The organism is Stenotrophomonas sp. YJH_SMC_79, assembly GCF_059367995.1.
In genome coordinates, this window is sequence record NZ_JCAFRK010000001.1 from 1,057,718 (window position 1) to 1,071,327 (window position 13,610).

Annotated in this window: 13 protein-coding genes and 1 pseudogene; 10 read left to right on the plus strand and 4 right to left on the minus strand. The window is 67.3% G+C overall.

Features of this window, described 5'->3' with window-relative positions:
- Positions 1-75: 75 nt before the first annotated feature.
- Positions 76-1,206 carry a hypothetical protein gene (locus tag AC5P57_RS05385; protein WP_262235606.1) on the plus strand — a complete coding sequence of 377 codons (1,131 nt, stop codon included), beginning with the start codon at positions 76-78 and terminating at the stop codon, positions 1,204-1,206.
- A gap of 168 nt (positions 1,207-1,374) precedes the next feature.
- Positions 1,375-1,947 (plus strand): hypothetical protein, encoded by a 573-nt coding sequence (locus AC5P57_RS05390; protein WP_142807752.1) that lies wholly within the window; start codon positions 1,375-1,377, stop codon positions 1,945-1,947.
- 145 nt (positions 1,948-2,092) lie between these two features.
- Here the strand turns inward: AC5P57_RS05390 and smpB are convergent, their stop codons facing one another.
- Positions 2,093-2,596, minus strand: a complete 504-nt coding sequence (gene smpB, locus AC5P57_RS05395; protein ID WP_005409231.1) for an SsrA-binding protein SmpB — start codon at positions 2,594-2,596, stop codon at positions 2,093-2,095.
- A 57-nt stretch (positions 2,597-2,653) separates the two neighbouring features.
- Here smpB and AC5P57_RS05400 point away from each other — a divergent pair, with 57 nt between their 5' ends.
- Positions 2,654-3,079, plus strand: coding sequence for a type II toxin-antitoxin system RatA family toxin (locus AC5P57_RS05400; RefSeq protein WP_005409232.1), 426 nt, complete (start codon positions 2,654-2,656; stop codon positions 3,077-3,079).
- Between the two features lie 3 nt (positions 3,080-3,082).
- The gene (locus AC5P57_RS05405; RefSeq protein ID WP_142807754.1) at positions 3,083-3,340 is read left to right on the plus strand and encodes an RnfH family protein; all 258 of its coding nucleotides are present in this window, start codon (positions 3,083-3,085) and stop codon (positions 3,338-3,340) included.
- Between the two features lie 36 nt (positions 3,341-3,376).
- On the opposite strand, the gene AC5P57_RS05410 is transcribed toward AC5P57_RS05405, so the two are convergent.
- The gene (locus AC5P57_RS05410; RefSeq protein ID WP_005409234.1) at positions 3,377-3,769 is read right to left on the minus strand and encodes an outer membrane protein assembly factor BamE; all 393 of its coding nucleotides are present in this window, start codon (positions 3,767-3,769) and stop codon (positions 3,377-3,379) included.
- Positions 3,770-3,872: 103 nt separating this feature from the next.
- Here AC5P57_RS05410 and fur point away from each other — a divergent pair, with 103 nt between their 5' ends.
- The gene (gene fur / locus AC5P57_RS05415; RefSeq protein ID WP_005409235.1) at positions 3,873-4,280 is read left to right on the plus strand and encodes a ferric iron uptake transcriptional regulator; all 408 of its coding nucleotides are present in this window, start codon (positions 3,873-3,875) and stop codon (positions 4,278-4,280) included.
- Positions 4,281-4,338: 58 nt separating this feature from the next.
- On the opposite strand, the pseudogene AC5P57_RS05420 reads toward fur, so the two are convergent.
- A pseudogene (locus tag AC5P57_RS05420) lies at positions 4,339-5,583 on the minus strand (SGNH/GDSL hydrolase family protein).
- Positions 5,584-5,680: 97 nt separating this feature from the next.
- Between AC5P57_RS05420 and AC5P57_RS05425 the strand changes: the two are divergent.
- Positions 5,681-6,598: a LysR family transcriptional regulator gene (locus AC5P57_RS05425; protein WP_262235607.1), complete on the plus strand. Its 918-nt coding sequence runs from the start codon at positions 5,681-5,683 to the stop codon at positions 6,596-6,598.
- Between the two features lie 121 nt (positions 6,599-6,719).
- Here AC5P57_RS05425 and recN read toward each other — a convergent pair whose 3' ends face one another.
- Positions 6,720-8,381: a DNA repair protein RecN gene (recN, locus tag AC5P57_RS05430; RefSeq protein ID WP_099551181.1), complete on the minus strand. Its 1,662-nt coding sequence runs from the start codon at positions 8,379-8,381 to the stop codon at positions 6,720-6,722.
- A gap of 115 nt (positions 8,382-8,496) precedes the next feature.
- On the opposite strand from recN, the gene hrcA reads away from it, so the two are divergent.
- The 4 genes from hrcA (at position 8,497) to dnaJ (ending at position 13,525) form a co-directional block, all read left to right on the plus strand.
- Positions 8,497-9,561 (plus strand): heat-inducible transcriptional repressor HrcA, encoded by a 1,065-nt coding sequence (gene hrcA, locus AC5P57_RS05435; RefSeq protein WP_262235608.1) that lies wholly within the window; start codon positions 8,497-8,499, stop codon positions 9,559-9,561.
- Between the two features lie 63 nt (positions 9,562-9,624).
- Positions 9,625-10,140, plus strand: a complete 516-nt coding sequence (gene grpE / locus AC5P57_RS05440; protein ID WP_099551179.1) for a nucleotide exchange factor GrpE — start codon at positions 9,625-9,627, stop codon at positions 10,138-10,140.
- A 180-nt stretch (positions 10,141-10,320) separates the two neighbouring features.
- On the plus strand, positions 10,321-12,243 hold the full coding sequence (gene dnaK, locus AC5P57_RS05445) for a molecular chaperone DnaK (RefSeq protein ID WP_099551178.1): 1,923 nt from the start codon (positions 10,321-10,323) through the stop codon (positions 12,241-12,243).
- A gap of 154 nt (positions 12,244-12,397) precedes the next feature.
- Positions 12,398-13,525 (plus strand): molecular chaperone DnaJ, encoded by a 1,128-nt coding sequence (gene dnaJ / locus AC5P57_RS05450; RefSeq protein ID WP_099551177.1) that lies wholly within the window; start codon positions 12,398-12,400, stop codon positions 13,523-13,525.
- Positions 13,526-13,610: the final 85 nt, after the last annotated feature.

Consider the following 13,610-nt stretch of genomic DNA (forward strand, 5'->3'; position numbering starts at 1 on the left):
GAGCCGGCGGAGGGGTCATCCGCCCGTCGCGGGCTCCGCCCATGCCGCTTGGCACGTTGTGGTCACCGCAGCGGCGTGCTCGAATCGGTCAACGCCCTTCCGCGGACGGCCCCGGCCATGCCCTCCAGCTCCCGCATTCTGCGATTCCGTGGTGCTGCCGCAGCACTCGCCGTCCTGGTGGCGATGCCGTTCTGCACGCTCCAGGCGGCGGAGCCTCCCTATTCGGTGGATGCCCGCTACAGCCGGGCGCTGGATCTGTTCAATCTGCTGGACAACCTGCCGGACTGGCTGCCTGGATACACCTCGCCGGTGTATCGGGAAGCGTGGCAACGCCGCTTTGGCCTGAGCGATCAGGACCGGGCGCTGTTGGCCGACTACGCGGCTTTCCGACAGCGCACGTCACCGCTTGCGCGGAGCGGTAGGGAACCATCGGCGCCGGCTGATCGCCTGTTCGCGGGTGCTGACACCCGCACCGGCGATCCTTACGCGAGGTATTTCCTGGCCGTGCCGTCCTTCACCGCAGCTGTTGACGCCGCCATCGCGGGGCAGGACAGGGAGGATCAGCTGCTGCTGCGCCGCTACTATGCGCACTTCGCGCCACATGCCGAACAGCTGCTGGCGGCCCAGGCGCCGTTTGTTGCGCAGCAGGCATTGCTTGCCCGGCAACTGGCCGCGCCTGCAGTGCTGGCGCTGGCCCAGCAGATGAAGGTGTTCTTCAACGTGGACGATTCGCCCGTCTTCCAGGTCCGCTTCGTATGGTGGCCCGAGGCGGAACGAACCCAGGCCAAGCTGCGCGGGGGCTACATCCTGCTGTTCTCGACGTTCGAGACCGACGAGGATTGGGCGCCGATCGTGATGCATGAGTTCAGTCATTTTCTTTCGGCGGGACAGCCAGCGCCGCAGCGGCGGCTCCTGGCCGAGTCCTTCGCCGCGTTGTGCCCGGAGGCCCTGGCACTGCCCAACCCCCTCAATGCACTGGAAGAGCCGCTGGCGATCTACTGGGGCCAGTACCGCTTCGAGCAGCAGGTGCGGGGCGAGGCACTGTCGGCGGAGAGCGCCTGGTACGTGCAGCCGCAGGCCGACCGTACGGCGAAGGCGCTTGCAATGGCCTTCCCGGCCCGCGGCCCCGCGCCACGCCTGGAGGTGGGCCCCTTGCTGCGAGCTGCGGCGTCTGCCTGCAGCGCTCCAGAAGACGAGCGGCGTTGATCGGCACGCCGGGGTATCCGGTCCGCAGGGTTGGCGCCTGCCCGCGCATTCTGGCAATCCGCAAGAAGTTGTAGAGCCGCCGTCATAGCGGATTGGTAACTTCATTGGCACGAATTTGCGACACACTGGCGACGACCATCCAAGCCAGTACAGACACGGAGACGGTGGGTGACCGATGCAAGCCAACAACGCAGCCTGCGACAGCTGATCGGGCCGGTCGGTGCCGACTACCAGCGGCGCGCGTTGCCGCCGGGCTGGGTCTGGGCGGTGCTGGCGGTGCTGCTGGCGGCCACCTGGCTGACCGAGCTGCCGGCCACGGCTGCGGCCGCGCTGATCGCCAGCGCGGTGGTGGTGCACTGGTCGCAGCGCGGTCGCATCCATTGGCTCGGCTGGCGCCTGCCGGGCCTGGCCGTACTGGCGGCCCTGCTGTGGGGGCCGGAAGTGCTGTCGCAGTGGTTCGAGCACGGGCTGGCTGTGGTGCTGATGTCGCTGGCCAGTCTCAGTATTGGCGTGCACGTGTGGCAGTCGCGGCAGATGGCGCGCCAGCTGCAGGGCGCGGCCGATGCGCTGGATGATGCCCAGCTGCTGTCCTTGCTGCCGGATGATGCCGCGCAGCTGGCCCAGCAGTGGCGGAGGGGGGATGATCGCCATGCGCCGGAACTGGCGGTGGTGATGCACCTGGCGGTGATGCACGCGGCGCTGGCGCCGCGCATGCGCGGGCAGGGCGTGCTGGCAGGGTGATCCGCCTTTTGTAGAGTCGAGCCATGCTCGACTGCTTCTTCGCCGAAGCCGAGCATGGCTCGGCTCTACAGAAAACCAGGGCAGCCGAGCATGGCTCGGCTCTACAGAAAACCAAGGCCGCCAGGCATGGCCCGGTACTGCAGCCTTACGCGTCGCGGTTGCCGCGACGCATCACGCGCTGCTTCTCGATCGCCCAGTCGCGATCCTTGGCGGCATCGCGCTTGTCGTGGGTCTGCTTGCCCTTGGCCAGCGCGACTTCGAGCTTGATCTTGTTCTTGCTCCAGTACATCGCGGTCGGCACGATCGTGTAGCCATCGCGCTCGACCTTGCCGACCAGCTTGTCGATCTCGCTCCGGTGCAGCAGCAGCTTGCGCTCGCGCCGGTCGTTGGCGACTACGTGGGTGGAGGCCTGGATCAACGGGGTGATCTGGGCGCCGATCAGGAAGATCTCGCCGTGCTTCACGTAGGCGTAGGCATCGATGATGTTGCCGCGGCCAGCGCGGATCGACTTCACCTCCCAGCCCTGCAGGGCCAGGCCGGCCTCGAAGCGCTCTTCGATGTGGTACTCGTGGCGGGCACGCTTGTTCAACGCGATGGTCTTGTTGGCCGTCGCGCTCTTTGCTTTATCCTTGCCGCTGTTCTTGCTCATTTCCGTATTGTCTCCGATTCGGGCCCGCCCGGTCGATTGCCGAAACGTCCTGTATTCATGCCTACTATCCGCCGCAGCGCCCTGGTCGAGCATTCGTCCGCGCGCATGTTCGACCTGGTCAACGATGTCCAGGCCTATCCGCGCCGCTTCCGCTGGTGCTCGGCTGCCCAGATCCTGGAGCAGGGCGAGGACCGCCTGGTGGCGCGCCTGGACCTGGGCCTGGGTTCGTTCAGCACCTGGTTCCAGACCGAAAACACCCTGCAGCGCCCGCACAGCATCGACATGCAGCTGCGCGATGGCCCGTTCAAGCAGTTGCACGGCCGCTGGGAATTCCATGCACTGGCCGAGGACGCCTGCAAGGTCACCCTGACCCTGGAATTCGAGCCCAGCTCGCGCCTGCTGGGGCCGGCCCTGGCGATCGGCTTCCAGGGTCTGGCCGATCGGATGGTCAATGATTTCGTCCGCGTCGCCGACGAGGCCTGAGCGATGATCGAGGTCGAGGTGGTACTCGCCTGGCCGCAGCACGTGCTGTCGCGCCGGCTGCAGCTGGACGAGGGCGCGACCGTGGCCGATGCCATTGCCGCCGCCGCGCTGGAAGGCAGTGACCGATGCCCGGCCGCGGCCGTGCATGGCGTACTGGCGCGCCCGCAGCAGGTGGTGCTGGAGGGTGACCGCATCGAGCTGCTACGCCCGTTGCTGGCCGACCCAAAGGACAACCGCCGGCGACGCGCGCTCGGCGGTTGATGCCCGCAACCCGTCCGTGGGGACGGACAGGGGGCCTCAGCGGCCCTTCTTCTTCTTGTCCTTCGGCAGGTTGCGGCCGAACTGGCGCACGGTCTGCTGGGCCAGGGCCTTGTCATTGCCCGGGAAGTAATCGCCTTCCCAACGGGTCACGGTGTCATTCTCGAAGAACACCACGAAGTTCTTCACTTCGGTGCGGCCCAGGCGGTTCACGCGCTGGCTGGAGGTGTAGTCCCAGCGCTGGGCGTGGAACGGATCGGGAATGGACGGGGTGCCCAGCAGCGCGGTGACCTGCTGCTTGCTCTGCCCGACCTGCAGCTTGGCCACGGCATCTTCCCGGATCAGGTTGCCCTGATAGATGGGTTGCTTGTAGATGATGCCGCACCCGGTGGTGGACAGGGCGACGGCGGCGACCAACAGGAGATTGCGCATCGGGACTGGCGGTTGGGGAAATCAAACCGATGATACACTCCCGGCGTGCCACCGCGACCCAATCCGAGGCAGCTGGCGCTAAATCGCCAATGAACGGAGACCTATGGAAACCCACGACCTGCGAAAAGTCGGCCTGAAGGTGACCCATCCACGGATGCGGATCCTGGCGCTGCTCGAACAGCGCAATGCCCAGCACCACATGACCGCCGAAGACATCTACCGCCAGCTGCTGGAGCATGGCGATGAGATCGGCCTGGCTACGGTGTACCGGGTGCTGACCCAGTTCGAGGCCGCCGGCCTCGTGCTCAAGCACAATTTCGAAGGCGGCCAGGCCGTCTACGAGCTGGACCGTGGCGGCCACCACGACCATATGGTCGACGTGGACAGCGGCAAGATCATCGAGTTTGAAAGCCACGAGATCGAGGAGCTGCAGCGCAAGATTGCAGCCGACCACGGCTACGAGCTGGAAGAGCACTCGCTGGTGCTGTACGTGCGCAAGAAGCGCAAGTAAGCCGATCCGCCCAGCCATAAGCGACGAAACCCCGGGCTTGCCCGGGGTTTTTCGTTGCTTACGGTAGATCCACGCCATGCGTGGATGGACCCATCAGAACCTCCAGATCCACCGCCTCGGCCATCGCCCGGTTCCCCGCATCGCCCGGGTGCAGGTGATCGCCGGAGTCGTAAGCAGCGGCCATCCGTGACGGATCGGCCGGGTCGCGCAGCGCGGCATCCAGGTCGATCACCGCGTCAAACGGACTGTCCGTGCGCAGCCAGGCATTGAGCTGGCGGCGCAGGGCATCCTTGTCCGGCTGGTAGTAGTCGTCCAGCGGCGTGCCGGGCAGGGCGTCGGCGAACGGTGTCAGCGTGACGCCCACGATCCGAACGCCACGGTGGTGGGCCTGTTCGGCCAGGGCGCGATACCCCGCCTGCAGTTCGGCAAGCGTGGGCCGCGCCTGCTTGAGGGCGAAGGCGGTGCCGGGCCAGCTGATGTCATTGATGCCAACCAGCACGATCACGCTGGACACGCCAGGCTGATCCAGTGCATCGCGGTGGAAACGGACCAGCGCGGACTTCCCCATGCCGTCGCGCAAGAGGCGGCCACCGGAGATACCGGCATTGACCACCGCCACGCCACGCGGTGCCAGGCGCGCGGCCAGATGGTCGGTCCAGCGCTGGTCCCGGTCGAGGCTGGCGGTGGCGCCGTCGGTGATCGAATCGCCGATCACCACCACGCTGCGCGCGCTGGCCGGTGCCTCGCCCTAGATACCGGTCAGGAACAGGCGGGCCGTGGTGGTGCTGGCCCGGTCCAGCCCGCGTGCCAGGCTCTGGTCGCCGGGGGCGATCCAACTGGTCTGGCGGCCCTCCCAATGAAAGGTTTGCAGCGGCGTCGGCGCTGGCACAAAGACGCTGACCTGCAGCGCCTGGCCATCCTGTACAGCCAGCGACAGCGGGTCGCTCAGCCGTTCCTGGCCGGGGCCGATCAGCACCTCGGGCCGGCCATCGAAGCGGAGCGGCTGCGGCGTCGCACCTGCCTGCGGCGCCACGCTGGCGCCGCCGATCCGCAGCGGGCGGGTGCCATGGGCATTGCTCAACCGCACCCGCAGGCGCGGGCCGCCCAGGCTGATGCGCGCGGTCTGGCGGAAGGTCTGGTCGTGCAGCGACGCCGGTATCAATGACGGGAACAGGAAGTCCGCTCCCCAGACCGGTTGCGGGCTGGCCTGCCAGCTGGCAACCCAGTGCGAGGCAGGGGCGGGGCTGGCGGCGCTGGACAGGCCGATCAATGCAGTGGCGGCGAGCTGGCTGAAGCGGTTCATTGGGAAATCCCGGCTGGAGGGAAGGCCATGGTGATTCCGCACTCATCTGTGAACTAGACTGCGCATGGACAACCATCTGTGAACTGGATTCATTGCCATGGCGCGCTCCGACATCAACCGATCCGGCGAACTGGAAGTGTTCGTGCGGGTGATCGAGACCGGCGGCTTTTCCGCGGCCGCCCGAACGTTGGAGATGACCCCGTCGGCGGTCAGCAAGCTGGTGGCGAGGCTGGAACAACGGTTGGGTACGCGCCTGCTGCAACGCTCCACCCGCCAGCTGCAGCTGACTCCGGAGGGCTGCGCGTTCTACGAGCGCGGCCTGCGCGTGCTGGCCGACCTGGACGAGGCCGAGCGCTGTGCCAGTGCTCACGCCGAGCCGCGTGGACGCCTGCGGGTCAATTCCAATGTGCCGTTCGGCCAGCATTTCCTGTTGCCGCTGCTGCCGGCGTTCCTGCAGCGCAACCCGCAGGTAGGCGTGGACCTGACCCTCAACGACGAGGTGATCGACCTGCTGGAGCAGCGCACCGACGTGGCGGTGCGGGCCGGTCCGCTGAAGAGCTCCAGCCTGGTGGCACGGCGGCTGGGCGCGACGCGGATGATGATCGTGACCGCACCGGCCTACGCGCAGCGGCATGGACTGCCGCGCAACGCTGAGGAGCTGCAGTCACACAATCGGCTGGACATCGGCCATGCACGTGCGATGCAGGGGTGGCCGCTGCTGCAGGACGGACGCGAGCGGATGCTGCTGCCCAGTGGCAATGCCCGTGCCAGCAACGGCGATGCGCTGCGCCAGCTGGTGCTGGGTGGTCTGGGCATGGCACGGCTGGCCGCGTTCCAGGTGCAGGCCGACATCGCTGCCGGACGCCTGCTGCCGGTGCTGGAGGAAGCCAATCCCGGTGACCTGGAAGAGGTGCACGCGGTGTTCCTGGGGCAGGGCGGCTACCTGCCGCTGCGGGTGCGCGCGTTTCTTGATTTCCTGGTGGAGAACGTCGACCTGACGCAGCCACGGGGGTAGTGCCGGCCGCTGGCCGGCAACCTCACGATCTTCGCCCACCCGCATCGGGGTGCCGGCCAGCGGCCGGCACTACCGCGCGCGTTGTAGATCCACGCCATGCGTGGATAACCGCGAACAGGCGTTACACCTGCAGCAGCTTGCGGGCGGCGGCGCGCGCTTCCTTGCTCACTTCCACGCCGCCCAGCATGCGCGCCAGCTCTTCCTCGCGCGCCTTGCTGTCCAGCTTTTCCACCGCGCTCTGGGTCATGCCTTCCACCGGCGCCTTGCTGACCCGGTAATGGGCATGGCCCTTGGAGGCGACCTGCGGCAGGTGGGTCACGCACAGCACCTGCCGCTTCTCGCCGAGGGCGCGCAGCTTCTGGCCAACGATGTCCGCCACTGCGCCGCCGATGCCGGAGTCGACCTCGTCGAACACCATGGTCGGCACCGCATCCAGGTCCAGCGCGGCCACTTCGATGGCCAGCGAAATGCGCGACAGTTCACCGCCCGAGGCCACCTTGCGCAGGGCGCGCGGCGGCTGGCCGGCGTTGGCCGCCACCAGGAACTCCACACGCTCGGCACCCTGCGGGTCCGGCTTGCCGGCGTCCTGCGGTTCCAGTTCGATCAGGAACTGGCCGCCGCCCATGCCCAGCTCGGCGATGATGCCGGTGGTGGTGGCCGACAGTTCGGCAGCAGCGCTGCGACGGCTGGCGGTCAGCACTTCGGCCTGTGCGCGCCAGGCGGCGGCGGCCTTGTCGATCTCGCCGGCCAGGCGCTGCAGGCGTTCGTCGGCGCCGCGCAGCTGCTCCACTTCGGCGTGCATGCGCTCGCGCTGCGCGCCCAGCTCGTCCATCGGCACGCGGTGCTTGCGGGCCAGGTCGTGCAGGCGGCCGAGGCGGCGCTCATTCTCCTCGAACTGCTCCGGGTCGGCGTCGAGGTCGTCATGTACGCGGTCCAGCAGCGACAGGGCTTCGTGCAGCTGGATCGAGGCGTTCTCGATCAGGCCGTCCACCTCGCCCAGGCGCGGGTCGTGTTCGATCAGGCGCGACAGCTCGTGGCGCACCTGCTGCAGCAGGTCCAGTGCGGAACTGCCGTCGTCGCCGTTGAGCTGGTTGCTGGCGGCCTGGCAGGCGCTCAGCAGGGCGCTGGCGTGGGCCTGGCGACGGTGGCTGGCACCGAGTGCCGCGATCGACTCCGGCTCCAGGTCTTCACGGTCCAGTTCGCGCAGCTGGTGTTCCAAGAAGCCTATCCTGTCACTCACGTCGCCCTGTTGCGACAGCGCCAGCGATTCATCGACCAGCGCCTGCCAGGCGGCAGCGGCGCGGCGCACCTGGCGACGCTCGTTTTCGTTGCCGGCATAGGCGTCCAGCAGGGCCAGCTGCGACGGGCGCGTCAACAGGGCCTGCTGTTCGTGCTGGCCGTGGATCTCCACCAGCAACGAGGCCAGGTCGCCCAGCTGGGCCAGGGTCACCGGGCGGCCATTGATCCACGCCCGCGAACCGCCGTCGGCACGGATCACGCGGCGCAGCTGGCATTGTTCTTCGTCGTCCAGCTCGTTGTCGGCCAGCCACTGGCGCGCGGCCTGCAGCTGCTCCAACGCGAACTCGGCCGAAAGCTCGGCACGGGCGGCGCCGTGGCGGACCACGCCGCTGTCGGCGCGCAGGCCGGACAGGAAGCCCAGCGCGTCGACCATCAGCGACTTGCCGGCGCCGGTCTCGCCTGAAACCACGGTCATGCCTGGCCCGAACTCCAGTTCGGTGGCGCGGACGACGGCAAAATCCTTGATCGAAAGATGTCTGAGCATGGGTACGGGGGTATCAGCAGCCGCGCAACGCTAGCACGCGGGCGAGGGAGGTCCAATGACTTGCCAAGGTGATGCGCCGCCATTATCTAGTGTCCGTGTCTCACAGGTTGATTCCATGCACGGTTCTCCCGACCAGCTTGCCCCACGTGCGCGCCATCTGCTGCGCACGCTGATCGCGCGTTACATCCAGGACGGTGAGCCGGTCGGCTCGCAGACGCTGGCGCGCGTGGCCGGCCTGGAGGTCAGTCCGGCCACCATCCGCAACATCCTCGGCGACCTGGAAGACCTGGGGCTGCTGGCGTCACCGCACACCTCGGCCGGGCGCATCCCGACCGCGCATGGCTACCGGGTGTTCGTCGACGGCCTGCTGCAGATGCAGCCGCCGGGCGAGGGCGAGCTGGCCCGGTTGCGCCAGGAGCTGGCCGGTGGCGGCAGCACCCAGGCCCTGCTCGGCAGCGCCTCGGAGCTGCTGTCGGCGATGAGCCACTTCGTCGGCGTGGTCAGTGCGCCGCGGCGCGAGCAGTTTGCTTTCCGCCAGATCGATTTCGTGGCACTGGACGGGCGCCGGGTGCTGGCGATCCTGGTGTTTGCCGACAACGAGGTGCAGAACCGGGTCATCGAGACCCGCCAGGAGTTCGCGCCGGGCCAGCTGGAGCAGGTGGCCAACTACCTCAATGCCCATTTCGCCGGCCTGCCGATGGCCGAGATCCGCACTCGCCTGCTGCTGGAACTACGCGATGCCCGTTCCGAGCTGGAGCAGCTGCTGGCGCACAGCATCGAGCTGGCCGAGCAGGCCCTGCAGCCGGCGGCCGACGACATGCTGGTGGCCGGCCAGACCCGCCTGATGGGGGTACAGGACCTGTCCGACCTTGAGCGCCTGCGCGAGCTCTTCGAGCTGTTCTCCAGCAAACGCGAAATCCTGCAGCTGCTGGAACGGACCATCCAGGCCCCCGGCGTGCGCATCTTCATCGGCGAGGAGACCGGGATGATGCCGCTGCAGGGCGTCTCGCTGGTCACCGCCCCGTACACCGCCAACGGCCAGGTGCTGGGCGTGCTGGGCGTGATCGGCCCCAAGCGGATGGCCTACGACCGTGTGATCCCGCTGGTCCAGGCCACCGCCGATGTGCTCGGCGCGGCCTTTTCGCCGGCCGGCCGCACGCCGGGAACATCCGACGCTTGAAACGCAGCATCCCGCCCACACTAGGGTGGGTGGAGGCGGAGATTGACCGCCAGGGACCCAGACATGAACCACGAACATCCAGATATCGAATCCCAGCAGAGTGCCGCCGATGCGGCCGCCGCCGCCGGCGTCAATGACGAAGTGGAGCGCCTGCGCGCTGAAGTTGAACAGGTCAAGGCCGATGCGCTGCGTGAGCGCGCCGACCTGGAGAACCAGCGCAAGCGCGTTGCCCGTGACATCGAGCAGGCCCGCAAGTTCGCCAACGAGAAGCTGCTTGGGGAGCTGCTGCCGGTATTCGACAGCCTGGATGCTGGCCTGAAGGCTGCCGGCGACGACGCCCACCCGTTGCGCGAAGGCCTGGAGCTGACCTACAAGCAGCTGCTGAAGGTTGCCGGTGACAATGGCCTGGTCCTGCTGGACCCGACCGGCCAGCCGTTCAACCCGGAACACCACCAGGCCATCAGCCAGGTGCCGGCCCCGGGCGCCGCCCCCGGCACCGTGGTGACCGTGTTCCAGAAGGGCTACCTGCTCAACGAGCGCCTGCTGCGGCCGGCGCTGGTGGTGGTGGCCGCCGACTGACCCTGCCGGGCCGGGAGGCGGAATGACCCGCGACCCGGCCCGACGCTGAACGCGCCGGACGACCGGAAACACAGCGTTCGGGAGATGGCTTGAATGTTCCACGAGCCTCCCCCACATCGTATTCATCCACCGGCCGAACGGCCGGACTGACCCCAACAAGCATCCTCAGGAGTCTCCCCCATGGGCAAGATCATTGGTATCGACCTCGGCACCACCAACTCGTGCGTGGCGATCATGGACGGCGGCAAGGCCCGCGTCATCGAGAATTCGGAAGGCGATCGCACCACCCCGTCGATCGTCGCCTACACCAAGGACGGCGAAGTCCTGGTCGGCGCCTCGGCCAAGCGCCAGGCCGTGACCAACCCGAAGAACACCTTCTACGCGGTGAAGCGCCTGATCGGCCGCAAGTTCACCGACGCCGAAGTGCAGAAGGACATCGCGCACGTCCCGTACGGCATCCTGGCCCATGACAATGGCGACGCCTGGGTGTCGACCAGCGACGGCAAGAAGATGGCCCCGCAGGAAATCTCGGCCAAGGTGCTGGAAAAGATGAAGAAGACCGCCGAGGACTTCCTTGGTGAGAAGGTCACCGAAGCGGTCATCACCGTGCCGGCCTACTTCAATGACAGCCAGCGCCAGGCGACCAAGGACGCCGGCCGCATCGCCGGCCTGGACGTCAAGCGCATCATCAACGAGCCGACCGCGGCCGCGCTGGCCTATGGCCTGGACAAGGGCGACAACAAGGATCGCAAGATCGTGGTGTACGACCTGGGCGGCGGCACCTTCGACGTCTCGGTGATCGAGATCGCCAACGTCGACGGTGAGAAGCAGTTCGAAGTGCTGGCCACCAACGGCGACACCTTCCTGGGCGGCGAAGACTTCGACAACCGCGTCATCGAGTACCTGGTTGAAGAGTTCAACAAGGACCAGGGCATCGACCTGCGCAAGGATCCGCTGGCCCTGCAGCGCCTGAAGGACGCTGCCGAGCGCGCCAAGATCGAGCTGTCCAGCGCCCAGCAGACCGAAGTGAACCTGCCGTACGTCACCGCTGACGCGTCGGGTCCGAAGCACCTGAACATCAAGCTGACCCGCGCCAAGCTGGAAGCGCTGGTGGAAGACCTGATCAAGAAGTCGATCGAGCCGTGCCGCGTCGCCCTGAACGATGCCGGCCTGCGTTCGAGCGACATCAGCGAAGTGATCCTGGTCGGTGGCCAGACCCGCATGCCGAAGGTGCAGCAGGCGGTGACCGAGTTCTTCGGCAAGGAACCGCGCAAGGACGTCAACCCGGACGAAGCCGTGGCACTGGGTGCTGCGATCCAGGGCGGCGTGCTGGGCGGCGACGTCAAGGACGTTCTGCTGCTGGACGTGACCCCGCTGTCGCTGGGCATCGAGACCATGGGCGGCGTGTTCACCAAGATCATCGAGAAGAACACCACCATCCCGACCAAGGCCTCGCAGGTGTTCTCCACCGCCGAGGACAACCAGTCGGCCGTGACCGTGCATGTGCTGCAGGGTGAGCGCGAACAGGCCCGCTTCAACAAGTCGCTGGCCAAGTTCGACCTGTCCGGCATCGAGCCGGCCCCGCGTGGCCTGCCGCAGGTGGAAGTGTCCTTCGACATCGACGCCAACGGCATCCTGCATGTGTCGGCCAAGGACAAGAAGACCAACAAGGAACAGAAGGTCGAGATCAAGGCCGGTTCGGGCCTGTCCGAGGAAGAGATCGCACGCATGGTCGCCGACGCGGAAGCCAACCGCGAAGAAGACAAGAAGTTCCAGGAACTGGTGCAGGCCCGCAACCAGGCCGACGCCCTGATCCACGGCACCCGCAGCGCGATCACCGAGCACGGCAGCAAGGTCGGTGGCGAAGTGATCGGCAAGGTCGAGGCGGCGCTGGCCGACCTGGAGACCGCGATGAAGGGTGACGACAAGGCACAGATCGAAGCCAAGTCGAAGGCACTGGAAGAAGCTGGCCAGTCGCTGTTCGCCGCTGCTTCGGCCGACCAGGGCGGTGCCCCGGGTGCCGATGCCGGCAATGCCGGCAAGGCGCAGGACGACGTGGTCGACGCCGAGTTCACCGAAGTCAAGGACGACAAGAAGTCCTGATCCGGACCGACACGGGACGCTGGCAACCAGCGTCCCGTTGTCGCATCAGGGTCCTGACCGCCCACCGGCGTGTCGGGGCGCCCGACGCAAGAGCGGACCTGGTTCCGCTCTTCCGCTTTGACGAATCCCGACTTTCCGGAACCAGATCCACGATATGAGCAAGCGCGATTACTACGAAGTGCTGGGCGTTGCCCGCACCGCCACCGACGAAGAGCTGAAGAAGGCCTACCGTCGCTGCGCGATGAAGTTCCACCCGGACCGCAACCCGGGTGATGCGGCGGCCGAAGCCTCCTTCAAGGAGTGCAAGGAAGCCTACGAAGTGCTGTCCGACGGCAACAAGCGCCGCATGTACGACAGCCACGGCCACGCTGCGTTCGAGCACGGCATGGGTGGTGGTGGCGGTCCGGGCGGCCCGGACATGAACGATATCTTCGGCGATATCTTCGGCAACATTTTTGGCGGTGGCGGCGGTGGTCCGCGCCAGGCCCGTCGCGGTGCCGACATCGGCTACGTGATGGAGCTGGACCTGGAAGAAGCCGTGCGCGGCGTCGAGCGCCGGATCGAGATCCCGACCCTGGCCGAGTGCGGCGACTGCGATGGCAGTGGCTCGGAAGACGGCAAGGTCGAGACCTGCAACGTGTGCCATGGCCGCGGCCAGGTGCGCATCCAGCGCGGCATCTTCGCCATGCAGCAGGCCTGCCACAACTGCGGCGGCCGTGGCCAGATCATCGCCAAGCCCTGCAAGACCTGCCACGGCAACGGCCGTGTCGAGGAAGACAAGGTGCTGTCGGTGAAGGTGCCTGCGGGCGTCGATACCGGTGACCGCATCCGCCTGCAGGGCGAGGGCGAGGCTGGTCCGGCCGGCACGCCGCCAGGTGACCTGTACGTGGAAGTGCGCGTGCGCGAGCATGCGATCTTCCAGCGCGATGGTGACGATCTGCACTGTGAAGTGCCGATCCGCATCTCGCAGGCGGCACTGGGCGACACCGTGCGTGTGGCCACCCTCGGCGGCGAAGCGGAAATCCGCATCCCGGCCGAGACCCAGACCGGCAAGCTGTTCCGCCTGCGTGGCAAGGGCGTACGTTCGGTGCGCAGCCGCAGCGAGGGCGACCTGTACTGCCGCGTGGTGGTGGAGACCCCGGTCAACCTCACCAACGAGCAGCGCAAGCTGCTGGAGCAGTTCGAAGCCACCTTCGTCGGTGAGGAAGCGCGCAAGCATTCGCCGAAGTCGGCCACCTTCATGGATGGCGTAAAGGGCTTCTGGGACCGGATGACGTCCTGAGTTTTCAACGGAAGCGTTGAACGGTAGCGCCGGGCGATGCCCGGCGTTTTCGTTTGCGGGCGCGGCTGCATTCTGCCAGCGTGGC